The organism is Pseudoalteromonas piratica, from assembly GCF_000788395.1.
GTDB classification, from domain to species: domain Bacteria; phylum Pseudomonadota; class Gammaproteobacteria; order Enterobacterales; family Alteromonadaceae; genus Pseudoalteromonas; species Pseudoalteromonas piratica.
The window spans coordinates 1117058-1140242 of record NZ_CP009889.1 but is presented as its reverse complement, the minus strand read 5'-3'; the positions used below and the strand labels follow the sequence as shown (position 1 = coordinate 1140242).

General features: G+C 40.1%; 20 protein-coding genes. 10 read left to right on the top strand and 10 right to left on the bottom strand.

Annotated features, from left to right (window positions below; translation table 11 throughout):
• Nucleotides 1-76 precede the first annotated feature (76 nt).
• From OM33_RS19815 to OM33_RS19775, 9 genes are all read left to right on the top strand, one after another.
• Entirely contained in the window at nucleotides 77-2035 is a 1959-nt protein-coding gene (locus OM33_RS19815; RefSeq protein ID WP_234402744.1) for a spermidine synthase, read from the top strand.
• Nucleotides 2036-2466: 431 nt separating this feature from the next.
• Nucleotides 2467-3723, top strand: a complete 1257-nt coding sequence (locus OM33_RS19810; RefSeq protein ID WP_040136171.1) for an efflux RND transporter periplasmic adaptor subunit — start codon at nucleotides 2467-2469, stop codon at nucleotides 3721-3723.
• 38 nt (nucleotides 3724-3761) lie between these two features.
• Nucleotides 3762-4466 (top strand): ABC transporter ATP-binding protein, encoded by a 705-nt coding sequence (locus OM33_RS19805; protein WP_040136169.1) that lies wholly within the window; start codon nucleotides 3762-3764, stop codon nucleotides 4464-4466.
• Nucleotides 4467-4468: 2 nt separating this feature from the next.
• A complete protein-coding gene (locus OM33_RS19800; RefSeq protein WP_040136168.1) occupies nucleotides 4469-5782 on the top strand; it encodes an ABC transporter permease in 1314 nt (437 codons plus the stop codon).
• A 10-nt stretch (nucleotides 5783-5792) separates the two neighbouring features.
• Nucleotides 5793-7001: an ABC transporter permease gene (locus OM33_RS19795; RefSeq protein ID WP_040136166.1), complete on the top strand. Its 1209-nt coding sequence runs from the start codon at nucleotides 5793-5795 to the stop codon at nucleotides 6999-7001.
• Nucleotides 7002-7069: 68 nt separating this feature from the next.
• Nucleotides 7070-8401: a sigma-54-dependent transcriptional regulator gene (locus tag OM33_RS19790; protein ID WP_040136164.1), complete on the top strand. Its 1332-nt coding sequence runs from the start codon at nucleotides 7070-7072 to the stop codon at nucleotides 8399-8401.
• Between the two features lie 5 nt (nucleotides 8402-8406).
• A complete protein-coding gene (locus OM33_RS19785; RefSeq protein ID WP_040136162.1) occupies nucleotides 8407-9735 on the top strand; it encodes a sensor histidine kinase in 1329 nt (442 codons plus the stop codon).
• Nucleotides 9736-10106: 371 nt separating this feature from the next.
• The gene (locus tag OM33_RS19780; protein ID WP_040136160.1) at nucleotides 10107-12221 is read left to right on the top strand and encodes a TonB-dependent siderophore receptor; all 2115 of its coding nucleotides are present in this window, start codon (nucleotides 10107-10109) and stop codon (nucleotides 12219-12221) included.
• Between the two features lie 81 nt (nucleotides 12222-12302).
• The gene (locus tag OM33_RS19775; protein ID WP_040136158.1) at nucleotides 12303-13454 is read left to right on the top strand and encodes a DUF1624 domain-containing protein; all 1152 of its coding nucleotides are present in this window, start codon (nucleotides 12303-12305) and stop codon (nucleotides 13452-13454) included.
• Between the two features lie 73 nt (nucleotides 13455-13527).
• On the opposite strand, the gene OM33_RS19770 is transcribed toward OM33_RS19775, so the two are convergent.
• From OM33_RS19770 to OM33_RS19740, 7 genes are all read right to left on the bottom strand, one after another.
• A complete protein-coding gene (locus OM33_RS19770; RefSeq protein WP_040136157.1) occupies nucleotides 13528-13923 on the bottom strand; it encodes an ExbD/TolR family protein in 396 nt (131 codons plus the stop codon).
• Between the two features lie 258 nt (nucleotides 13924-14181).
• Nucleotides 14182-14517: a 5-carboxymethyl-2-hydroxymuconate Delta-isomerase gene (locus OM33_RS19765; RefSeq protein ID WP_040136155.1), complete on the bottom strand. Its 336-nt coding sequence runs from the start codon at nucleotides 14515-14517 to the stop codon at nucleotides 14182-14184.
• A 108-nt stretch (nucleotides 14518-14625) separates the two neighbouring features.
• Nucleotides 14626-15111 carry a hypothetical protein gene (locus OM33_RS19760; protein WP_040136153.1) on the bottom strand — a complete coding sequence of 162 codons (486 nt, stop codon included), beginning with the start codon at nucleotides 15109-15111 and terminating at the stop codon, nucleotides 14626-14628.
• A 150-nt stretch (nucleotides 15112-15261) separates the two neighbouring features.
• Nucleotides 15262-15615, bottom strand: a complete 354-nt coding sequence (locus OM33_RS19755) for a 2OG-Fe(II) oxygenase family protein (protein WP_040136151.1) — start codon at nucleotides 15613-15615, stop codon at nucleotides 15262-15264.
• 257 nt (nucleotides 15616-15872) lie between these two features.
• The gene (locus OM33_RS19750) at nucleotides 15873-16298 is read right to left on the bottom strand and encodes a VOC family protein (protein WP_052141204.1); all 426 of its coding nucleotides are present in this window, start codon (nucleotides 16296-16298) and stop codon (nucleotides 15873-15875) included.
• Nucleotides 16299-16381: 83 nt separating this feature from the next.
• Entirely contained in the window at nucleotides 16382-16825 is a 444-nt protein-coding gene (locus OM33_RS19745) for a hypothetical protein (protein WP_199922561.1), read from the bottom strand.
• Nucleotides 16826-16892: 67 nt separating this feature from the next.
• The gene (locus OM33_RS19740; protein ID WP_199922560.1) at nucleotides 16893-17480 is read right to left on the bottom strand and encodes a hypothetical protein; all 588 of its coding nucleotides are present in this window, start codon (nucleotides 17478-17480) and stop codon (nucleotides 16893-16895) included.
• A 187-nt stretch (nucleotides 17481-17667) separates the two neighbouring features.
• Here OM33_RS19740 and OM33_RS19735 point away from each other — a divergent pair, with 187 nt between their 5' ends.
• The gene (locus tag OM33_RS19735; protein ID WP_040136147.1) at nucleotides 17668-18663 is read left to right on the top strand and encodes a TIR domain-containing protein; all 996 of its coding nucleotides are present in this window, start codon (nucleotides 17668-17670) and stop codon (nucleotides 18661-18663) included.
• Between the two features lie 117 nt (nucleotides 18664-18780).
• On the opposite strand, the gene OM33_RS19730 is transcribed toward OM33_RS19735, so the two are convergent.
• From OM33_RS19730 to OM33_RS19720, 3 genes are all read right to left on the bottom strand, one after another.
• Nucleotides 18781-19353 carry a hypothetical protein gene (locus OM33_RS19730; RefSeq protein WP_040136145.1) on the bottom strand — a complete coding sequence of 191 codons (573 nt, stop codon included), beginning with the start codon at nucleotides 19351-19353 and terminating at the stop codon, nucleotides 18781-18783.
• Between the two features lie 215 nt (nucleotides 19354-19568).
• On the bottom strand, nucleotides 19569-20702 hold the full coding sequence (locus tag OM33_RS19725) for a PepSY-associated TM helix domain-containing protein (RefSeq protein WP_040137015.1): 1134 nt from the start codon (nucleotides 20700-20702) through the stop codon (nucleotides 19569-19571).
• 96 nt (nucleotides 20703-20798) lie between these two features.
• Nucleotides 20799-22874, bottom strand: a complete 2076-nt coding sequence (locus tag OM33_RS19720; RefSeq protein WP_040136143.1) for a TonB-dependent receptor — start codon at nucleotides 22872-22874, stop codon at nucleotides 20799-20801.
• Nucleotides 22875-23185 lie beyond the last annotated feature (311 nt).

Sequence of the window (23185 nt, the reverse complement as noted above, 5' to 3'; positions counted from 1 at the left end):
CAACAAAGCAATGACTCGTATTTTATTCATTTTAATTATTTTTTTCAGTGCATTTTTATTATTTCAAGTTCAACCTATGCAAACCAAAGCATTGTTACCCTTGTTTGGTGGTGGTGCTTCAATTTGGTCTGCTAGTTTATGCTTTTTTCAAAGTGCATTATTACTGGGTTATATTTATGCCCATTTGCTCGCACGCTTACCTTTTAATAAACAAGCGATAACGCACATGAGTTTATTGTTTGTTGCACTGTTAATTACGTTTAATTTTAATGCCGGTATCGATGCTAGCTTTTTATCACCTGCTCTGTTGGTAATTGCTAATTTGATAGTGCAGATAGGGCTCGTGTTTGTTCTGTTAAGTGCAACCAGTGTATTACTTCAGCGCTGGTATAGTGAGGTTTATAATAAGGCAGTGCCATATTCTTGGTATTCGTTTTCTAATAGTGGTTCGCTGCTTGCGCTATTAACTTACCCATTGTTGATTGAGGCTAATTTTGCCCTATCTCAGCAAAAACAGCTGTGGCTTATTACATTGATGTTGCTAGCCTGTGGGTTTGCTGCATTGTTATTTTCGTTACACAAACAGCTAAAACAAACAGGCACCGCTGGCAGTCATTTCGTCAGGTATCAGGTCAAATTAAATGCTAAAACGGTTTATTGGGTTGCACTTTCAGCTGCCAGCTCTATGTGTTTAGTGGCTACCACACAAATGATCAGTACTAATATCCCGCCGATGCCGCTCATTTGGTTAATGCCCCTGGTTTTGTATCTAGTGACATATATTTTCTGTTTTACATTGCGAACTAACACCGCAAATATGTATTGGTTGGCAGCTATGCTGTTTGCAATGATTGCAGGACAAATGATGTATTTTGTTGGCGGACAGCTCAATACATTAGCCCAGTTAGTGATGTATAACTTAATTCTGATTATTTGTTGTGGCTTTTGTCACGCTCGTTTACGACAAAGTGCGCCAGAAAAATTAAGAATGACAGAATTTTACATGTGCATTGCATTTGGAGGTGCCTTAGGCAGTATCTTCGCAAGCCTTGTGGCTCCAAATCTATTTACGCAATTATGGGAATACCCAATCGCATTAATTTTGACGTTTTTGTTGTTTATAACGCCATTAATAAAACACTATCAGTTCAGTGTAAAAAGCTTAGCATTATCGACTTGTTCGCTTTCGATTGTAATGAGCTTTATTTGGTTAAATAGTCTATTTAACCAGTTTAATATCGACACAGCGCGAAACTTTTATGGGTACGTTGCAGTAAAAGATATTAAAACAGGCCATCTTGCGGAGCGCCGACTAGTCGATGGCACAACCGTACATGGTAGTGAATTGCTTGGACGTAATTTAGCGGGCAGTAAAGACTATTATCATGCCTCGACAGGTGTGGCTGAAACACTCAAAGCAATAAAACAGATTGAGCCTTTAAACATAGGTGTGATTGGTCTTGGTGTTGGGGCTATGGCTAAGCTTGTGGGCGACAATGACACCATTACGTTTTATGAGATAAACCCTGCTGTTTATCGGATGGCGACACAACACTTTTCGTATCTGCAAAATAGCCAAGCAACGCTTAATATTGAACTTGGCGATGGCCGCTTATTGTTAGCAAAGGAAGCAAAAACGGAACTGCCATTACGAAATGCCATTGTCATCGATGCATTCACCAGTGATGTTATTCCAACACACTTGCTAACTCATGAGGCGTTTAATCTTTATTGGCAAAGGCTTTCAGAGAAAGGGGCGCTAATTTTACATATTTCCAACAACCACATTGATTTGATGCCTGTGATAACTGCACATGCAAACAGGTTAAACAAACCGCTAATGGTTTTTGATTATCAAACTAATAGTGCCACTGAATTCGCCTCTAAGTGGGTTGTACTCACTAAAAACACAACATTAATGGCAAAGTTAGCTGTTACGGCTGATAAGATTATCAAGCCAAGCAATCGCCAAAATTTAGCGATGTGGTCAGATGATAAAAACAGTGTGATGCCGCTTCTAAAGCTTGGCATCTAATATGTGCGTAGGGCCTAATTTCACTCAATGATATGTAAAATAACCCTATTTAAACTGTTTCGTATTTATGGTGTTGGCTGTGATGAATGCGAATAATAAGTTTAACCAAGAGTTTATCTTCTCTGCTCAATAGGTTTTGAAATAACGTAAGGGCGTTATTTCATACTCGCTTCAAACAATTTAAAAAGTGTCCGCTGCGGACACTTTTTATGTCCGCGGACAGGCTGTTATTTCCTACTAAAACCTTAACTCTTTGAAAGTATTGGTTTTATAAAATTGGCACACAACTGGTATTTATTCTAGGTAGTTCACTATTAAGGAATAAAACAATGGTTTTAGTGTCCAGTTTTTTTATTGTACCGATGCTGATGTTAGCGGCGTCGTTATTGATCCGTGTTTTTGAACACAACCATCGTATTTAAGGAAGTAAGATGATCAGAGATACCAGCGCACAAGATCAGGTTGTTAAACAAAAACCGAATTTTGTAAAACCAGCATTACTACTAACAGGCGTACTTGCAGTTATTACATGGACAGGGTTTGCAATGATCAACTCTGATACTGCCACCGTGTCGGTTAATAAAGCACAATTAAAAATAGCCACAGTCATCAAAGGTGACTTGGTGCGCGACATATCCGCAACCGGCAAAATTGTCGCAGCCAATGCACCAAAAGCGTATAGCCCAGAGCAAGGTTTTGTAACCTTGAATGTTAAAGCCGGCGATACGGTGGAAAAAGGTCAAGTGATTGCTGAAGTTGAAAGCCCAGAGCTTAATAACAACCTGAAACAACAAGAATCTGAGCTTGCTAGGTTACAAGGCGAGCTTGCCAGAAGCGAGCTCGATGCTCGTCGTCAAGCGCTAGCGCTGGCAAAAACCTTAGATTTAGCACAAGTTGAACTTAACGCCGCTGAAAGAGAAAATCGCCGCGCTAAAATTTCGATTGAAAAGCGCTTAATTAGCCAAATTGATTTAGAAAAAGCAGTCGATGATCTTGCTAAAGCACAACTTACCTTTAAACATGCAGAGCAAGAAGTTGCCCTTGCAAAAGACACTTTGGCGTTTGAGCTGCAATCTGCGAAAAGTCAGGTGGTGCGTCAGCAATTAGTTGTCGATGAATTGATGCGTCAGGTAAGTAATCTCAGTGTAAAAGCCAGTGTATCAGGCATTGTGGGTAACTTACTGGTGCAGCCAAAAGCGCTGGTAAATAAGAACCAAGCACTGCTTACCTTAGTTGATTTGTCTGCGTTTGAAGCTGAGTTGCAAGTACCTGAAAGTTATGCAAATGACTTAGGCATTGGCATGGAGGTCGAACTTAAAATTGGCTCTGAGCAAATTAAAGGCACGCTGTCTGCGATTTCGCCGGAGGTTAACAACCGAGAAGTGACCACGCGTGTACGTTTTGCCAAAAACGATATTAGTAACATTCGTCAAAATCAGCGTTTATCTGGCCGCATCTTACTTGAAAACCGTGATGATGTGCTGATGGTAAAACGTGGCAGCTTTCTAAATGCGGGGGGTTATGTGGCTTACAAAGTAAATGAAGACGTGGCTGAGCGCGTTGAAATTAATACCGGTGTTACCAGCATCAACAGCGTAGAAATTCTGGCAGGTCTCAAGACAGGCGATCAAATCATCATTTCAAATTACGACACATTTAAAAATGCAGATGCAATTTTACTGCGCTAAGCGGTGCATCAAGACAACAGGATAAAAAGGAAAACAACATGTTAAAAATGAATAATATTAGCAAGGTGTATCAAACAGAAATGGTACAAACGCATGCGCTTAGAGACTTTAATTTAAACGTAGAAGAAGGCGAATTTATAGCGGTTACTGGGCCATCGGGCTCAGGTAAAACAACCTTTTTAAATATTGCGGGAATGTTAGAGCCGTTCTCAAGTGGTGAATACTTACTGGATGGCATTGATGTCGGCAAGCTTAACGATAACCAACGTGCCGATTTACGTAACCAAAAGATTGGTTTTATCTTTCAGGGTTTTAACTTAATTCCAGACCTTAATTTATATGAAAATGTTGAAGTGCCACTGCGTTATCGAGGCATTAAAGCGGCTGAACGTAAGCGTCGTATTGAACAATGCTTAGAGCAGGTTGGTCTTGCAAGCCGTGCTAAGCACTTACCGCAACAACTCTCTGGTGGTCAGCAACAGCGTGTTGCCATTGCGCGCGCACTGGCTGGCGAACCACGCTTTTTACTTGCCGACGAACCAACAGGTAATTTAGACAGTTTAATGGCACGTCAGGTGATGGAGCTACTAGAACAAATTAACCGTGATGGCGCCACCATTGTGATGGTGACACACGATGCGGAACTGGCGCGACGTGCACCGCGCAATATCCAAGTGGTTGATGGTCAACTTGCTGATTTTACCTTGTATCAGGGTAAGCCAAATGTGGCTGTGGGAGCGTAACCATGTTTAGCCATTATATTGATTTAAGTTGGCGAAGCTTTAAGCGCACGCCACTGGTAAGTGTACTGATGGTAATGGCAATCGCCATTGGTATTGGGGTTACCATGACCAGTTTGTCGGTTTACCACATGATGTCGATGGATCCCATCCCAAACAAAAGCAGTCAACTGTTTGCAGTGCAATTACAAAGCATGGATGAAGGCGAAACCTGGTTTTCACCTGACAGTATTCCGTATCAGTTAACTTATAAAGATACCGACCATCTATTGAACGCTGATTTGCCATATAAACGTGCAGCACTAATGAAAACAGGTTTTTCGGTGCATTTAAACTCTGACAAAATAAAGCCTTTTTTAGAAACTGCACGGGTTACATCACGTGACGCCTTTGAGATGTTTAATTTAACGTTTTTGCATGGCGGTGTTTGGAGCCTTGAGCAAGAGCAAAATGCGGCGCCGGTCGTGGTTATCTCAGAAACAATGAGTAAAAAGCTGTTTGGTACAGATAATGGTGTAGGCCAAACATTGTATCTTGATGACTTAAGTATGCGAGTTGTTGGGGTGATTCAAGATTGGCAGTTACACGTAAAATATTATGACCCAAACAATGGTGCATTTAACGACCCTGAACAAATTTTTATTCCGTTTAGTTTGATTAAAGCACATGAACTTAATACCTGGGGTAACACCAATGGCTGGAAGCATGAGCCTGTAAAAGTGTTTAACGATAAGTTGGAATCAGAAAAAGTATGGTTACAGTTTTGGGTTCAGCTGAATAATGACAGCGAAAAGCAGGCGTATTCTGACTACATCACAAATTATATTCTGGATCAGAAAAAGCTTGGTCGCTTTACCCGTGAGCAACCAGAGTTCAAACTGCGCGATGTGAATGAGTGGATTATTTACCGCCAAGTCGTTAACGAAGACAACAAAATTATGGTAGCGCTAAGCTTTATGTTTTTGGCTGTATGCCTTGCAAATATTTTGGGTTTGTTATTGGCGAAGTTTTTACGCCGTGCACCTGAAGTGGGTGTGCGCCGTGCACTTGGGGCAAGTAAACGCCAAGTGTTCTATCAACACATTGTTGAAGTTGGCATGTTGGGTTTGTTTGGTGGTGTGCTTGGTATTTTGGTTGCGCAATTAGGCTTACTGGGTATTCGCCAAAGCTATAGCTACTACGAAAGCCTCGCAAATATGGACATTAGCATGCTTATGACGGCACCCATTATTGCTATTTCAGCCTGTATTCTTGCAGGTATTTACCCAGCGTGGTTGGTGTGTAGAACGACACCGTCAACCTATTTAAAAACCCAATAAGGAGCGCATCATGTTAGAAATTAAACCAATAATCAATGCGCTACTACGTTCAAAAGTGGGGGCGTTGCTACTGTTAATTCAAATTGCAATTACCACTGCAATTGTCAGTAATGCGGCATTTATTATTAACGATCGCATTAATTATTTAAATCAACCAACCGGTTATGAAGAAGAAAACATATTTAAATTCAATGTGATGACTTTTGGTACCGACGTTGACTTAATTCAACAAATTGAACTTGATGAAGATCGCATCCGTCAATTACCGGGTGTGGTGGATGCCGTGCAAATTAGTGCAATTCCGCTCTCGGGTGGCGGCTCATCAACGAGTTTTAGGCTAAAACCTGTGCCTGAAAAATCCAAGTCAGTGAACGCCAGTTATTTTGAAACCGATGAACATGGTCTCAATACCTTAGGTGTTAACCTTATCGCTGGTCGCAATTTTACCCAAGAAGAAGTGGTAATAAACCGAGACTTTACAAAGTACCCAAATGTTGCACTGGCAACTAAGGCGTTAATGGATGAACTGTACCCAGACGGTGATGGCCTAGGTAAAACCATTTATACAGGCGATAAACCCCTGACCATAGTAGGTATTATTGGCATGATGAAGGGACCTTGGCTGAAACTGGAAGAGCGTAAAGATAAATCTGTGATTATCCCAATGCTGGACCCAAGCAAGTTACACCAATTTTTAGTTCGCACTGAAAGCGGTCGTCGCGCTGAAGTGATGACGCAAATTGAAGACCTAATGCATGAAAGTTACGCCAAGCGTGTTATTCAAGATTTAACTGGGCTTGATAAGAAAAAAGCAGATTATGTTGCGGAAGACTTACTAATGATGCGCATGTTAGTGATTTTAATTAGCGTATTAGTGCTGGTAACAGCCCTTGGTATCTTTGGTTTAACGCTGTTTAATATTAATAAGCGCACGAAACAAATTGGAACTCGCCGTGCTTTAGGTGCCCGTAAGTCTGCCATTATCAAATACTTTGTGGTTGAAAACAGTTTGATCTGTATTGCTGGTTTAGTTCTTGGGGTGTGTGGCGCGGTATTTTTAGGGCAGCAGTTAATGGCGCACTATTCTGTACCAGCGCTATCTTATTGGTATGTAGCAGTAACCGCAGTAGCGGTGTTTGCAATGAGTTTGCTTGCCGTGATTGGGCCTGCAAAGCGTGCTGCGAATATTGCACCAAGTATTGCAACCCGAACGATTTAACGCTTACTTAAAAGTTCATGCTACACTGGCAAACGTTGGTGTAGCATGAATTATAAAAAGAAAAACAAATGGATAAAATTCTCGTCATTGATGATAACCCCGCTGTACTTGAAGCATTGTCACTTATTTTAGAGATCCATGGTTACGATGTGGTCACCGCGTCAACGCCTTTTGAAGCCGAGCAAATTGTACGTTATCAACGTATTAGTTTGGCAATTCAAGATATGAACTTTACCGCCGACACCACCTCAGGCGAGGAAGGGCGTACTTTATTTTATGCGCTAAGAGCACTTAATCCGCACTTACCCATTATTTTAATTACCGCATGGACTGAGCTTGAAACCGCCATTGAATTAGTGAAAGCAGGCGCTGCAGATTACATTGCTAAACCGTGGGATGATAGCAAGCTTTTAACCAGTGTTGCTAACCTCATCGAACTTGGTAAAGCCAAACAAGATAACGCCACCTTTACACGCCAGCAAGATGAGCGCGAATCACATCATCAAGATGCCAATCTAGCAGGCCTTATTTTTGCCAGCACCGCCATGGAGCGAGTGGTAGACATGGCATTACAACTGGCCAAATCCGATGTATCGGTATTAATTACCGGCCCAAATGGCAGTGGTAAAGAGCGCATTGCAGAGATTATTCAACTGAATTCCAATTTAGCCGCACAGCCATTTGTCAAAGTTAACGCAGGGGCGTTGCCAAGCGACTTGATTGAAGCAGAATTATTTGGCGCAGAAGCAGGTGCGTACACAGGCGCAAATAAACACCGAATAGGGCGGTTTGAAGCGGCAGACGGCGGCACCTTATTTTTAGATGAAATTGGTAATTTACCCCCCTCAGGGCAAATGAAACTGTTGCGTGTGTTACAAAGTGGCGAATTTGAACGCTTAGGCTCAGTGGCAACGCAAAAAGTGCAAGTACGGGTGATTTCAGCAACCAATGCGGATTTACTGTCTGATATAAAAGCGGGGCGTTTTCGCGAAGACTTGTATTATCGTCTTAATGTTATTGAACTGCGCTTACCGCCGCTTTGCGAACGTAAAGATGATATCGTGCCGCTGATTAAACACTTTTTGCCAGCGCGTGAAATCGGCATTGCAACAGAGCAAGCACTACTTGATTATTCATGGCCTGGCAATGTGCGCGAACTAGAAAACGCCTGTAAACGTGCCGCGGTGTTAAACCCCAATGGCCCGTTAGTGTTTAACGACTTTGGCTTATTGGAGAGCCAAGCTAAAGCACAGGTAAAAGAGAATAAAGAACCCAATAAAGCTGAGATTGAAGATGCAATGCGTGAATATCAGGGCGTTATTGCTAAGGTTGCGCGTCATTTTGGTTTGTCTCGCCAAGCACTTTATCGCCGCCTGCAAAAATTCGATATAGATTATTAATCACTATGAAAAAATACCTTTCAAGGCTCACAACCCGCACTAAATTACAACTGGCCGTTGTAATGAGTATTGCATTGGTATTAATACCCGTTTTGTTATTGCTAAATGCAACAAGCACGCAAACCATTGTGGTGTTAATCATTGCACTGCCAGTTGGCTGGATTGTTAGTGGGTTATTGACGCAATCGGTTAACTCAGGCATACAAGCGTTAGAGACAGGTTTACTTAATTTTAAAGACGGTGAATTTTCAAGCTTACTTGCCTATAGCGCACAGGATGAACTAGGTCATTTATGCCAAATTTATAACCAAACAGCGGAGCAACTTAGGCAAGAAAAGCAGTGGATCTATCAACGGGAATTGATGCTAGATAAAGTACTGCAATCGTCACCGCAGGCATTGGTGTTAATTGATAGTACAGATCATGTTGTGTTTAGCAATTTAAGTGCAAACCGTTTATTTGCCAGTGACTTAAGACTTGAAGGGCTAACACGTGACGCCCTTTACCAAACGGCGCATGCGCAAATTAAACAAGCAATGGAATCGGGGCGTGATGGCTTATTTCATTTAAAACACGACTCAGATGAAGTGCAAACGTGGCACCTTTCTACCGGCCAGTTCTTACTTAACAATCACCTGCATCACTTATACATTTTTAAGCAATTAACCCGCGAGTTAAGCCGACAAGAAGTCGCTGTTTGGAAAAAAGTAATTCGTATTATAAGCCATGAATTAAATAACTCACTTGGCCCTATGTCGTCGTTGCTGCATAGTGGCCAGTTATTGTCACAAAACCTTGAAGAGCCTAGGCTTGGTCGTGTTTTTTCGACAATGCAAGAGCGCATCAGTCACTTAAACGAGTTTGTGCAGGGTTATGGTAAATTTGCCAAGTTACCTCAACCTAAATTTGAAAAAGTAGCGTGGCAAGCGTTACTTGAAAGCGTCGCCCAAGAATGGTCATTTCAACTTGAAGGGCAGTTACCAAAAACTCCCTGTTATGCAGATAAAATTCAACTGTCGCAGTTGCTGATTAATTTACTCAAAAATGCACATGAATCTGACTCTCAGTTACGTGATATCACAATACGAATAGAAGCGAAACAGTCAGGTACGCAAGCAGGAACCTTAATTAGTGTCAGTGATGCAGGGCGCGGAATGAGCGAAACCGTAATGGCCAATGCCTTAGTGCCGTTTTATTCTACCAAAGCAAGCGGCAGTGGCTTAGGGCTTGCGTTATGCCGCGAAATTGCCGAAGCGCATCACGGGCAACTGAGTTTACATAACCGTGGTGATGGACAATCGGGGTTAGTGGTTAAAGTGTTTATTCCAAGCTAACAAAGGTTTTACAAGCATTAAGGCTAACCCATGGGTTAGCCTTTTTTGTTGATATACCAAAGCTTTCTCACCTCATAGCTGGTGGCATTTCAGCAGCGATGTCGTCGAAACATTACGCTGCATTTTTTATGTTGCTAGCTGAGCGTTTCCACAACCACCTTTAAGGCAATAACGGAAGATTCTTTTTACCTCTCATTTGTGGCCAAGTTTAAATTGGCTAACCAAGGCTGAACTTTGCACATAATTAAATGATTTGGATGTTATTTAACCAAAAAAATAACTTTGTTGTGGCTTTTTCAATAATAGCATAGCGCTGCTGTTTGCAATGTTATACTATCACATAAAATTAATCCCTTTGCTCAGAGTTTTACATGAAAAAGCAGTTTTTATTTACCCTGGTTATTGCTTCTAACAGTGCATTTGCACAAGACCTTAATACACCAAACACTTCAAATAATAACGATATTGAACACATCGAAATAACGCAGTTTTGGCAGCCTTACCGAGGTAATGTACCTTTATTTCAAATGCCACAAGCAGTTGATCAAATTAATGCTGATGTAATTGAGAATGAGGGCATTACTCGATTTATTGATGCATTGTCCTTATCACCTAGCATTGTGCGACAAAATAATTCAGGTGGTATGTTTGATAGCTTTGCTATTAGGGGTTTTTCAGGCGATGAAAATAACCCAACAGGTTACCTTGTAAATGGCTTCAATTCTCGTGGTTATAACGGCAATAGAAGTACGGCGAATATTCAAGCAATTGAAGTAATGAAAGGGCCAGGCTCTGCACTATATGGTCAAGGTGAGCCTGGTGGCACTGTGAATATTGTGACCAAAAAGCCACAATTTGAAAAGCAAGGCTATGTACAAGGCACTTTAGGCAATTTTAATAAAAAGCAAATTGAATTTGATTACACCAATGGCTTCAATGAAGAGAGTGCATTTCGCATTAATGGTGCTTATGAAGATTCTGACACGCATCGTGATCATGTGACTTTAGAAAGTCTGCATTTATCGCCTTCGGTATTATGGCATGTGTCAGAAAACACAAAATTAAGCTATGAAATGGAGATTCTAGATCAGAAAAAACCACTCGATCGTGGCGTTTATGTTCTTAACAATAATTTTGATGAAATTGAAGCCGAAGATTTTTATGGTGATATTCGTGATGGTGCGCATAAAGTCGCTGCGTTAGGTCATCAATTTGTCCTTAATCATAAACTTAATGACAATTGGCACTTACTTTCAGGCTTCGCGTATCGTGACTCGTCGTTTAAAGGGTTATCGTCTGATACTGAGTTATCTAGCGGTCGCCAGTTAGTGTATACCGACCCAAATACCTTATCTCGCCAGCGCCGTGAGCGCGATTATCAAGCGCTTGATATGAATGCACGTTTTGAACTAAGTGGTGAACTGGCAACGGGAACTATTAAACATAACCTGCTAGTGGGTATGGATTACTATAACTTTGAGTTGGATACAGATTATAAAGTGTGGCGCACAGCGTGGGGCTCAGGTGATACTACTTACTCAATTAATCCAAACAACCCTGACTATACACAGCCTCAGCCAGAACCATTGGCTAAAACGCTAACTGCAGAAGAGCAAAAAGGACTTGGCCTGTACGCACAGAACCTAATGGCTTTAACAGAAAAGTCAAAGTTATTACTTGGTGTGCGAGTTGATAAATTAGACCAAGAAATTTTAAATAAACGCAGTGACTCAGTGCAAACGCGCAATCAAACTGAGTTTTCACCTCGCCTTGGTTACATTTACGATATTAATGAAAATGTGAATGTATTTACCAATTATGCTGAAGGATTTAGACCTAACCCAGGACTCGATTCAGATAGGAACGCATTCGAGCCGGAAGAAACCAAATCATTAGAAGTTGGTGCAAAATGGCACAATGTTGCAAATCGCTTTTCGGGCAATATTGCCGTATTTACTGCTGAAAAAACCAATATGCTAACGGCAGAGCCAGATACTGGGTTATCAGCAACGTTAGGTGAAGTTGAAAGCCAAGGTATTGAATTTAATTTAATTACTGAACTCACGAACAATACCAATTTAGAGCTGGCATATGCATATACCGATGCAAAAACTGCAAATGATGTGATTAACTCTGACTGGGGGGTGCCCATTCCAAAAGGCTCACGTTTAATCAATATTGCTGAGCATGTTGGGCATGTATCGTTAAGGCATTTCACGCAGATAATGGGTAAAGACAGCTATGTGGGTGCGACAGTTAATTATGTGGGCGACCGTTTAGGTGAGACGACTGATCCTGACTACATTTTACCTGCATATACCCTTGTGAATGTGTCCGCTGCCATTGATTTGAGCACGCAACTTACGCTTAAGTTAGATGTAAATAATGTTTTCAACGAAGCGTATTTTGAAAACTCATACCACAAACTTTGGACTATGCCGGGCTCTCCAATCAATTACAGTGCGAGCTTAAAATACCAATTTTAATTTGCGATTAATTGATTAGTTAAATAGATACAGTCTGAATAATGTTGTTCAGACTGTTTTTGCTTTAGGCGATCCCCCATTATGACAAACCACCTACAACACTTAAAAAATCGCGTGCCATCCATTGATATTTTACGTGGCATCGTAATCTTATTAATGCTGGTTGACCATGTGCGAGAACGGGTGTTTTTACATCATCAAGTTGCTGATCCGATGAACTTAGATGAAACCAGCACTGCGCTTTTTTTTACACGCTTTTTAGCCCATTTTTGTGCTCCCATTTTTGTATTTTTAACTGGGTTAAGTGCTTGGCTTTATGCAAACCCGATAAACCAAGCGCCCAGAGATGTGCGCTCGTTTTTGTTCAAACGCGGGGCTTTTCTCATATTACTTGAAATTACACTGGTAAATTTTTCATGGTTTGGCAGTTATCACGCGCTCTATCTGCAAGTTATCTGGGCGATAGGGCTATGTATGATAAGTTTAGCGGTATTAACCGCATTGCCTCATAAAGTAATTGGTTTGCTTGGTGTAATTATTGTTGCAGGTCATAACGCGCTTGATTTTATTGAATTTACGCCCGATGAGTTTGGTTATTCAATATGGACAGTGCTGCATGATCGCGGATACTTATACATGAGTGAAAGCTTTAAAGTGAAAGTATCTTACCCAACATTGCCTTGGGTTGGTGTAATTTGTTTAGGCTATGCACTTGGGCCCTTATTTGCAGAAACTAAACAAGCAGCAGAGCGTGTATCAATTTTATTCAAGCTTACAGTAATATGTTTTGCCCTGTTAATTTTGCTAAGAGGCTTAAATGTATATGGTGAGCCAGTACCTTGGGTGTATTCATCTGATTGGCTACTTTCACTACAATCCTTTATTAACTTTACTAAATACCCGCCGTCGTTAGATTTTATTTTATTGACGCTTGGCATGGCATTTTGTGTGCTCGCAATGCTTGAAAAGTATGATGTACATGCGCTTACATGGCTTCGTTATTTTGGCTCTGCACCCATGTTTTTCTATTTACTGCACTTATATGTGTTGCTGGTAATGTATATAATTTTGGTCGCAGTATTTGGCACTAACAAGGGCGTTTATTTCGGTGTTGATGACGTATGGCAAGTATGGCTAATCTCAATTGTACTTGGTGCTCTGTTGTATAAACCCACACAACTATTTTCAAACTTTAAGAAAACAACACAATGGGCGTGGGTGAAGTATTTTTAAATCTAATTACGTGAGTTGAAATCTATATCAACAGGATTGTAAAAAGGCTAACCAATGGTTAGCCTTTTTTGTTTTATCGTAAATTACCAAGTGATACTGGCGCTGAGGTGTAGCCTTTTATTTCATTTAACAAATGCACTAAGGTGTTATGTGTGCTTTCTTTATCTGCAGCTACTGAAATGGCTGTAATCTCGCCATTAGCATCTAGTCGGGCCAAATTTATAGCAATTGATTGCGCGTCAATGACCTTATTATTGAGCAATATCTGATTATCGTTAGTGATTTGAAATTGCGGTGTAACAGTTTGACTAAGGCTAGGTTTGTTTTCTTTTACGCGATTTAAATCAAGCGCAGTTGGCCGATTAAAGCTGGTGGTGACAATAAAAAAGATAAGCAGGATAAATACAATATCCAGCATAGGGTTCATATCAACTTCTGCGTTTTGCGTATGGGGGTTTTGTTTGGTCATGATTGACTCCTCATTGATTGTTATTCTTCCATCAATTTAAGCCTAGACGAGGGTTGTAACTTAATATTTAACCCACTGTTAATATTAATGTTTACTTACATTTTAGGTGTTCTTTTCGCTCTCTTTTTTAATCGGAAATAAAAAATGGTAAGAAAGTGGGGAAGGTAATAAGTGGGAAATTTTTCAAATTTAGCGAAACTGTTGGAGCTTAGCTTTATCGGCATAGCATCATCAGTTTCGCTTAATAAGTGACAAGAGTTATACAATTACTTTTGCATAGCTGGCACGGTCAATATCCTGCACTTCCACTGAGATAGAGCAGTTTGTAAGTGACAGGTCGCTTAATTTATCTAATACGGTATTAGATAGCATTTCTTTTTGTTCGCTTGTGCGACCGGATAAAATTTTAAGCGTGACATGCACAAATTTAAGGTCAACAACACCTGTTTTGTAGTTTGAAAATGCCGTTGCTCTGACTTTAATATCGCTGCCTGTCGGTTCAAATAATTCAGACGTTAACGCCCCTTTATGAACAGCTTCAATTAACATATTGCCATCAACTTTATCTGAATGCTCAATTACGCAATGTGGCATTTACCTCTCCTTTATAAATTGCGCCAAAATAGTCGTCGAATAATAGTGTATCCGAAGCAGCTATAACATAAAAACGCCTTAATTAATGTTGGTTTGCGTAATTTATTACTAAGCTGGTGTGAATTCCATTTGCCAATTAATCTCCCAAGTATCACCATCATCAGAGGAAAAGGCTTGTTCCCACGTTGGTGCGTTAGGATTGGTTGAATTCCATATAAATCGAACCTTAATTGGCATGTCGTTGTAGGTATCATCTGTATAAAAGTGGCCAATACCATTTTCAAACCTACCAATAACGGGCTTATCTAAATGATGCGGGTTGCGTCCATCAAGCCACCAAATCGACCACTCACCAGTGCTTTGGTTAAATGAGCGAATGGCTTTAGCCCTAATTGATGTATCTGGTAAATGAAGATGGTTGTCTTCAATGTTACCAAAGCCACCAAGGGTTTTGACTGTTGAAGACTGCCCGTCAAATTCATACCACTGTTGACAGTTATTTAAAATTTGTTTTAAACGACGGTGTTTTACCTGCCAGTCACCAATAATGAAATCAAAGTCTGTTGGAGCGTTGGGTTCTAAGTCCTTTAACATAGTTCTACCTTGAGTCGGATTATTATTGTCTAAAACCATAACATAAATACTGTTTGTATATACAGTTAAGGTTTTAATTCAGGTGTAACAATTTATATGCGAAGTGATTGAGAATATGCCGTTAAGTGCAGGCTAGTGGAAATAGAGCTGCTAAGAGCCTTTAATCCAGCCAATGCTCAGTATGTAGCGGTTTCCTGTTACTATCTTAGACACTTGATGCTCACAGGTATCGGGGCGAAATAATTTGATGCGTTTGGTCTCAAAAATCGGGTTTGAACAAATAAACTCTCCGCCTACCTTGGCATGCTTTAACACTATATTTAAACGAAAGTGCTTACCCGACGTGACATTATCTGTGTGCGGTGGTATTTCACTGCCTTCGGGGAACTTAATGAGGTAAGTATCAAACCGTATTGGCCATATAGCACCACACAATAACATTTTATCGTAACCGGTGTTTTGTCGTCCCCGCTCCCAGCGAAATAACTTACCAAAAATAGACATGTAATCGCCTCAGATATTGCCCATAAAATGTTGGACTCAATAAAAAAGTGGGCGACATAAATACGTTGAATCCTTAAAAAGATGACAATACAAGCATAAAACCTTGTTTATTCTTATCATTAGTTTGTGACACGTTATAGCAATAGCAACTTGGTTTAAACAAAAAGCTAGCAAGGAAAAAATTAATTATGTTATTCGTTTTTTCCTTCAACCATCTATTAAATCGCTTTTTTGCAATTGAGTCAGTTTTTATACTCTTACACTACTGACACGTCATAACAGACTAACTCTACAACATTATTTTCGGGATCTTTTACATAAATAGAACGCCATTGACACCATGAATGTTCAGCGGTTATTACTTCGCAACCAGCGTTTTCCAACCGTGTCTTCTCGGTTAAATAATCTTCTGATGAGATTTCTAATGCAAAATGATGCAGACTAGAACAAGCGGGTTCAATAGTAGAAATGTTGTCATTTACAAATGCTCGAGGCAATTCTTCGGCAAATAAGCCAATTACTTGTGTATGGCCTGCAAAGCCATCTGCAATTTTAAAAAATGCGACCTTAGGAAATTCTTTAATTAATTCAAGCCCAATTATGTTGGCATAGAATTTTTTCATGCTTTCAAGATCGCGTACTCTAAGTACCGTTTCTCCTAATCCTTTAATTGCAGGGTTCATTATTTTCTCCTTAAAATATAGCGTCTAAAATGGGGCGGATTAAGCTTAGCGAAAAACGCGACAGCCAAGCGTTAATACGTTCGTTATGTGCTTGATTTACCGAACCTATAATGCTCTATACTACCAGCTATAAAACAAATACCAACATAAAACCAAATAGTGCTCGCTACAATTTGCCAGCTATCCAATCCCGCTGGAGTTACAAATGTTGGAATGGCAATTAAACCACGCAACGAACAAAGAATTGCAATGGTAATTAACGCTGGGCGTAGTAAAGGCAGTTTACGAATTATGCCTACCGCAGAAAAAGCAAAAGCAGAACAAGCAAACATTAAAACGGCAACAATTATAGTACCAATAGGTGCAAGTAAAGTACCTTGCACTGCTGAATCGACAATCGATTGCGGTGCGCGAGCAAATGCAAACCAACTAGGGCCACCAACAATACAAAGCAGATGCCAAATAGCGGAAGCTGAGGCAATGATCCCAGCACTGATTAACAACTTCGAGTTAACACTAAAATTCAATGTGCGCTCCAAAACGTCACTGGCAAATAAGATCAACGACTCTGACCCCATTGATTGTTTGTTAGGTTTACTTCGGAACTACCCTTGCTCTAGAAATATGATAATCCGGCTCGATTCCGTTCTTTTCAAAGTAGATACCTGAATAATGTAGCCAAATAAGTTTGAAATTTGTCAACGCATCATAAAAATCATTTGCTTTTTCAGCAGAGTAAGTTTTCATAAAATCCGTATCGCTTCGCCTAGGAACCAAAAATTTAGGGTTAATTTTTTCTAAACCGATTAGTTCTCTCTCTTCTTGGAAATCAATTGGTTTAGAGTGCGTGACTGCGTTACGAAATGAAATCATTTCAGTGATTGTTTCACGATTTTTTGCAACGTCAGGGTTTGTTGTATCTGCTTCGATTCGAGAAAGTAACCAATCAGCTTTTCCCTGTAATTGGCTATTCATAAACTTTTTTAATTCAGCCCCTTTAAAGATAGTTTTTCCACAGGAATTGAGTTTAGATTCTAATGCGAAGCAAGAAAAAGCCATTGAAGGTATGATCTTCTGAAACCTTTGCCCCTCCCTAGCTGATTCAATCTCTCCCAACAAGCATATAGCTATGCTCGCTAAATATTCATCGTTAAAGAATGTAGACTCTACAACTTCTTTCAAAAATTACCTCCAAGAAGCCTAACGCCCACACTAAGGGGCTGATAATGCTTGGCTAAACTGTGTAGCAAAGCGGAACCGAGCCAAGCTTTAGCAGTCCCGCTTTAGTTGCTTGTTATAAGCCCTTTGCAAGGTTAATATAAACCAACGAAACAAGCTAGCCATTTGATTTAATTGATAAAGGACACAAATGTCAGATTTAACCACTAAAGAACGCAGAAAACTAGAAACTTATTTTGAAATGGGTGGTGGTTATTTTTTAGATTTTTCTAATAATTCACTGGCGCAATTTGTTGCTGAATCCGTTGATTTAGAGCTTTATTCAAATAAGTATGAAATAGGTTCTGGTTCCAAAGCAAATAGAATGCGTGCTATTTGGGACTTAGAGCCTAATCAATTAGTTGGCAAATTAATTAGAGACATTATTGAAGACGATGATGAAAAAAGGTTGCTTTACCCTCACCACAAAAATAGAAATCAAGAATTAAAAATTCATTGTTTACAAATAGCTGCCAGACTAGAAGGCTCTCACGGAACAATAGCACCACATGTTGTTAGCCAACCATTTAGCTCAGGCTCCTTCCAACCTGCGCAACAAAGTGTGCCAGTTAATAGCCCATCAGCTGTTGGGGTTTTTCCGCCCGTGCAACAAAACATACCTGCGAATACTGCACCTGTGAAGCAACATTTTACTCAACCAGCCCAACAAAAAGTACCAGCCTTTAGCAAAACAACGAACGATAAAAACAAGGTATTTATTGTTCATGGTCATGATGACTTAGCAAAAGAGCAATTGGCTCGATTTGTAAGTCAAGTTGGGCTTGTCCCAATAATATTGCATGAACAAGCTAGCTCAAGTAAAACGATAATTGAGAAAATTGAGAAATATGCAGATGAAGTATGCTTTGCCATAGTTTTATATACCCCTTGTGATGTAGGAGCTAAGGCTGGAGTAACAGCGCTATCTCCTAGATCGCGTCAAAATGTAGTTTTTGAGCATGGGTATTTTATTGGTAAGTTAGGTAGAGAAAACGTAACGGCAATAGTTAAAGGAGATCTTGAAAAGCCAAATGATATCAGTGGCGTTGTTTACGAGACTCTTGATGCTGCTGGTGCATGGAAGTTCAAACTTGCAAAAGAAATGAAAATTTCAGGCTGCGAAATAGATATGAACAATATTATTTAATAATATACGCTGATTCTATTTGGGCTTATAACGCCTTACTAATGGGCGTAAAATGCTTGGCTAAAATTAGCGACGAGGAGCGCAAGCCAAGCGTTTTACGTCCTTTTGAGTAACTTGTTATATATTTTTTATGCCAGACAACTGAGTTATAAAAGTATTTAAACTATTTTGTAGTTTCTTATATTCCTCAATGGATTTATCGTAGGCGTCTTCTATATCTATAGCATCATGATCCAATGCTTCATGAATATATTCATTACTTTCTTTTGAAGATTGAATATTACCTATTAACTCTTTATCCATTAGCGTTCCATATACATTTAAAACCTGTTCTTGAATATGATAAAAATTCTTATAAACGTCCTTCTCAGGCTCTCGGTTTTTTGGCGGTTCGTTAATTTCTCTATTACGATTGTATACTTCTTCCGCATGGTATTCAGAAGCCTGTATAACTAAAGAAAGTGAATGAGCAAAACTAAGGAGCATATCTTTATTTATTTCCCAAACGCGATCTCGTCTTTGTTTTCTAATGGAATCAAAGTGAATTGCTGTTGCTACAACAGTCGCAGATGCAATGACAATATTGGTAATCAGAGATCCATCAAAGTTAAAGTTTGAAACCAAAATAATTACAAATAACACAAAGGAGATAAATGTGCCCAAAATAGCTCCTATTATAAAATTGAACACCTAGTCTCCTGAAATATATAACAGCTTATTAGTGCGCATTTCGATTTAAGGAAGTTATCCGCATCCATAAATGTTCAGACTAATAAGTTTTTTATTTAATAATTTCCGTAGGTTACCAATAGTTTTTGATGTGGGCAATGTAAAGTTGATTTGATGAGGGATGTGAGTAAAACATAAAAGGCTAACTCGCGTTAGCCTTTTTTAGTTTGATGATATTAAGCAGTTTCTACTGCTAATTTTGCTTTTCGTAAGCGGTAGTTTTGCCAGCGACGCCATGAAAGCATAATGCCGGTATAAACGAGTAAACATGCAAGTAGCGAGGCAAGGCCTGCGATGGTTTGGCCGATAATGCCGTACGCTTCGCCTGTGTGTAAAAAGCGAATGTAACTGCGTGCTTTTCGGTAGGTTGATAAATCATCAAAGGTGATTATTTGTAATATAGCGCCTGTTTGTGTATCAACCGTTACCGTTAAACGTTTTTGTGGCTCGCCACCTGTACCCGTATCAAGGCTAAACGCCAGTTTATCCATTGTTGTTTTTGGTAAGCTAAATTGGGCACGTTGCCAATCTGGCGTTTGGTTTATGGCGTTTTTAAATAACACTTCAAGCGATTGAGCTGTGCCTTGGGTTAAGGGTGTTGCTGTAAGCTTTTCTATTTTTGCCTGAGTCGATACCACCTCTTTTAACGTATTACCCGGCCATTTAAATGAGAAAAAGAACGCCGTTGCAATCACTACTGCCAGTACAGGCGCAAGATAAATGCCGTACACATTATGCCATTGGTAGTCGCGGGCATTAGTGTTTGGGTAAGACTTGCCAAAGGTAAGCTTTTGTTTAAAGGCGCGTTTATTAAAGCGTTTTGGCAACCATAAATAAAGCCCCGAAAGTACCAATACAAAGAAAATCACATTGGCGATGCCATTAACCCAACGACCTGTTTCGCTGAAGCTGCCATCGAGTGTGAGCCAGCGGTGAAAGGCACGTAATTTGCGCATAAAGGTTTTGGTGGCAAGCCCTGGCTCATCCATTTTTTCACCTGTATAAGGGTTTAAGTAGGCAAGGGTTTTGCGGCCTTCTTTTACTTGCACAAAGGCATTTTGCTCATTTCGAATGGCGATACTGAGTGGCTTTTTATGGGAAAAACTATTTGCAATGGGGATTAATTGATCCAGCGAAAGCGTTTTTGCATTACTAGTTGGCGCTACTGGGTAGTCGCTTTTCTCAGCATAATGAATAATTTGACGTTCATAGGTTAATAGGGCACCGGTTGCCGACATTAAAAAAATAAACAGGGCGGCTATACAGCCAATAATTAGGTGAAGCCAAAAAAAGGCTTTTCTTATACTCATAATTGATTGCTCATTGTAACGATAAAAGCGAGCCACCCTTGAGGTTGCTCGCCTTATTTATGCATTAATTGACGGTTAATGCGTTAACATTAGTTATTAAAGTGATACGCGAACTTCAAAACGAGCAGTGCGTGCATCACCAATGGTGACATTATTTACACCGCCGCCAGCAAGATAATCTTCATCCAATGCATTTTCGATATTGAAACGAAAATCGGTATCTTGTCCGCCAATTAGTGTGCTGAATGTCGCACCAAGGTCAATGCGGTAGTATGCATCCTTAGTGATCGTATTATCAGCATCCGCGAAGCGCTCGCCTTGGTAGATTAAACCCGCATTAAGTGCTAATTTTTCGGTCATCTCGTAACGCGACCAAAGCGACGCTGACCATTTTGGCGCATCCACAGGTGTTTTGCCTTCATAGTTACTGTCACGCTCGTATTGTGCATCTAGGTACATGGTTGATGCCATGACGAAAAGCGTATCTGTAACAGCACCTTGTGCTGATGCTTCAAAGCCTTTGTGACGTTGTAAACCAGCTTGGGTTGTGATGGTTTCAAAATTAGGGTCGTCAATCAGTGTTTCACGTACTAATACGCCGCTTTTTTCTATATCAAACACCGCAGTATCAATCATTAAGCGATCAGACACTTGCCATTTTAAACCAAGTTCTAATTGCTCGGATGTCACTGCATCAAGCTTCATGCCGTGGTTTTTATCGGTTTCATCATTTAATGTTTCGCTGCTTTGTGGCTCAAAGCCTTCGGCATAGCTTACATATACAGTGGCATCGCTTACTGGGTGATAAAGCACACCTACTTTAGGAACAAATGATTCGTTGTCAGCACCTTCTTTGTTTTGCTTATCAAAACGGCCACCTAGCGATACTTGCCAAGTATCGTTAAAGGTTATTAAGTCTTGTAAGTAAATACCGTAGAAATCGTACTCGCTGGTGTATAGCGTATCATCCGTTTTGTATGAAATATCTGGACGCGTTGGTTCTGTGTTTCCTGGCGTGTAATCAACACTTGCTGCTTTTACGCGTAGCTGACCGTAGTAGTAATCTAAGCTGTTAGCGCCCACAAGCAGGTTATGGCGGATGCTACCTGTGTTAAATTCACCTTTCACATCGAAATACATGGTTTTAAATTGCCAGTCATCAAAGCGGTCGTATGGGCGTGATTCATAGCTATCACCAACTGCGTAATCAGAAGGTTTGCGTGGTGCAGACTCAAAACGTTGACGCTCAAATGTTTGCTCGTTGTAACCAAACGTCATTTGCCAGTCATTGTTTAGGTGATAATCGATTTTTGTACCGAGGTTGTTAACGCGAATATCGGTAAATGCCCATGAAAAGTCATAGATATACTCTTTATCGCCAATTACATCACCGTTACTGTTTAACCAAGCACCGGTATCAAGGCCTGCTTTGTCGTCTGTTTGGTCGTAATACACATTAACTATGAGGTCGTCAGTAACCGCGTAATCAACGGCGAGGTAACCTAAAAAGCGATCGCGTTCACGGTTTTCGCCATTTGCGTATTCACGGTCATAAACCACATCTTGTTTTACTAACACACCACGGTAATTTAGGTTTTCAATTAAGTTACCGCCAGCATCTAACATAAAACGTGTAGAGCCATTTTGATCCGCGTCTGCGCTGATATCTAACAGCGATGATGACGTAGGCTTTTTCGTAACCATGTTAACTAATCCACCCGGTGCCGACTGGCCGTAAAGCACACTTGAAGGGCCTTTAATGACCTCTACACGTGATAGTGTTTCAATTGGCTGCTGGTAGTGCGACCAGTGTTGATGGCCATCACGTAAATAACCATTTGATGAACTAAGGGCAAAACCGCGTGAATTAAATACTTCACGGTTACGTTGTTTTGAGCCGGGTGAAAGGCTGGCATCATTAATTAATACTTCACCTAATGTGGTTGCAAGTTGCTCGTAAATAATGGTTTCTGGGATAACAGTAACAGACTGTGCTGTTTCAAGTAGTGATGTGTTACCACGCATTGCGCCAGAGGCATCATCTACTTTGTAATCGTTAAAGTAAGTGCCTTTTACTTCAATAACTTCTAATTTTTTTTCATCTGCTACAGCGGCTGCTGAAAGTGATAAAAGTGACAGTGTAATTGCTTTGGTAATGTGATTTAACTTCATACTAAACCTAATAATCCCAGAAAAAGTGCGGGCATTCTATAGAAAATAAAACAGTATTGAAATACCAAATGCTAATAATTCGCATTAATGTTTGATATTTATTCTATTTAGGAATCTTTTTCCTAAATAGGTGATGGAATTACATAAAATAGGGACGTGAATACCTTACAAGGCGAGCTTTACGGCTTAATGAAGCGTGTTAGCACTAAACGATAGTCAGTAATCTAAACAATACGTTAAGAAGAATGGGGTTTATCAGCCTTAAAAAATCTCTTATGCTAAAAGTTACACAAGCAATGACAGAGTCATAT

Bases quoted from the DNA above. Each gene is read 5' to 3' on its own strand.
- OM33_RS19815 (WP_234402744.1), top strand. From the start codon at position 77: ATGCAAACCAAAGCATTGTTACCCTTGTTTGGTGGTGGTGCTTCAATT.
- OM33_RS19810 (WP_040136171.1), top strand. From the start codon at position 2,467: ATGATCAGAGATACCAGCGCACAAGATCAGGTTGTTAAACAAAAACCG.
- OM33_RS19805 (WP_040136169.1), top strand. From the start codon at position 3,762: ATGTTAAAAATGAATAATATTAGCAAGGTGTATCAAACAGAAATGGTA.
- OM33_RS19800 (WP_040136168.1), top strand. From the start codon at position 4,469: ATGTTTAGCCATTATATTGATTTAAGTTGGCGAAGCTTTAAGCGCACG.
- OM33_RS19795 (WP_040136166.1), top strand. From the start codon at position 5,793: ATGTTAGAAATTAAACCAATAATCAATGCGCTACTACGTTCAAAAGTG.
- OM33_RS19790 (WP_040136164.1), top strand. From the start codon at position 7,070: ATGGATAAAATTCTCGTCATTGATGATAACCCCGCTGTACTTGAAGCA.
- OM33_RS19785 (WP_040136162.1), top strand. From the start codon at position 8,407: ATGAAAAAATACCTTTCAAGGCTCACAACCCGCACTAAATTACAACTG.
- OM33_RS19780 (WP_040136160.1), top strand. From the start codon at position 10,107: ATGAAAAAGCAGTTTTTATTTACCCTGGTTATTGCTTCTAACAGTGCA.
- OM33_RS19775 (WP_040136158.1), top strand. From the start codon at position 12,303: ATGACAAACCACCTACAACACTTAAAAAATCGCGTGCCATCCATTGAT.
- OM33_RS19770 (WP_040136157.1), bottom strand. From the start codon at position 13,923: ATGACCAAACAAAACCCCCATACGCAAAACGCAGAAGTTGATATGAAC.
- OM33_RS19765 (WP_040136155.1), bottom strand. From the start codon at position 14,517: ATGCCACATTGCGTAATTGAGCATTCAGATAAAGTTGATGGCAATATG.
- OM33_RS19760 (WP_040136153.1), bottom strand. From the start codon at position 15,111: ATGTTAAAGGACTTAGAACCCAACGCTCCAACAGACTTTGATTTCATT.
- OM33_RS19755 (WP_040136151.1), bottom strand. From the start codon at position 15,615: ATGTCTATTTTTGGTAAGTTATTTCGCTGGGAGCGGGGACGACAAAAC.
- OM33_RS19750 (WP_052141204.1), bottom strand. From the start codon at position 16,298: ATGAACCCTGCAATTAAAGGATTAGGAGAAACGGTACTTAGAGTACGC.
- OM33_RS19735 (WP_040136147.1), top strand. From the start codon at position 17,668: ATGTCAGATTTAACCACTAAAGAACGCAGAAAACTAGAAACTTATTTT.
- OM33_RS19725 (WP_040137015.1), bottom strand. From the start codon at position 20,702: ATGAGTATAAGAAAAGCCTTTTTTTGGCTTCACCTAATTATTGGCTGT.
- OM33_RS19720 (WP_040136143.1), bottom strand. From the start codon at position 22,874: ATGAAGTTAAATCACATTACCAAAGCAATTACACTGTCACTTTTATCA.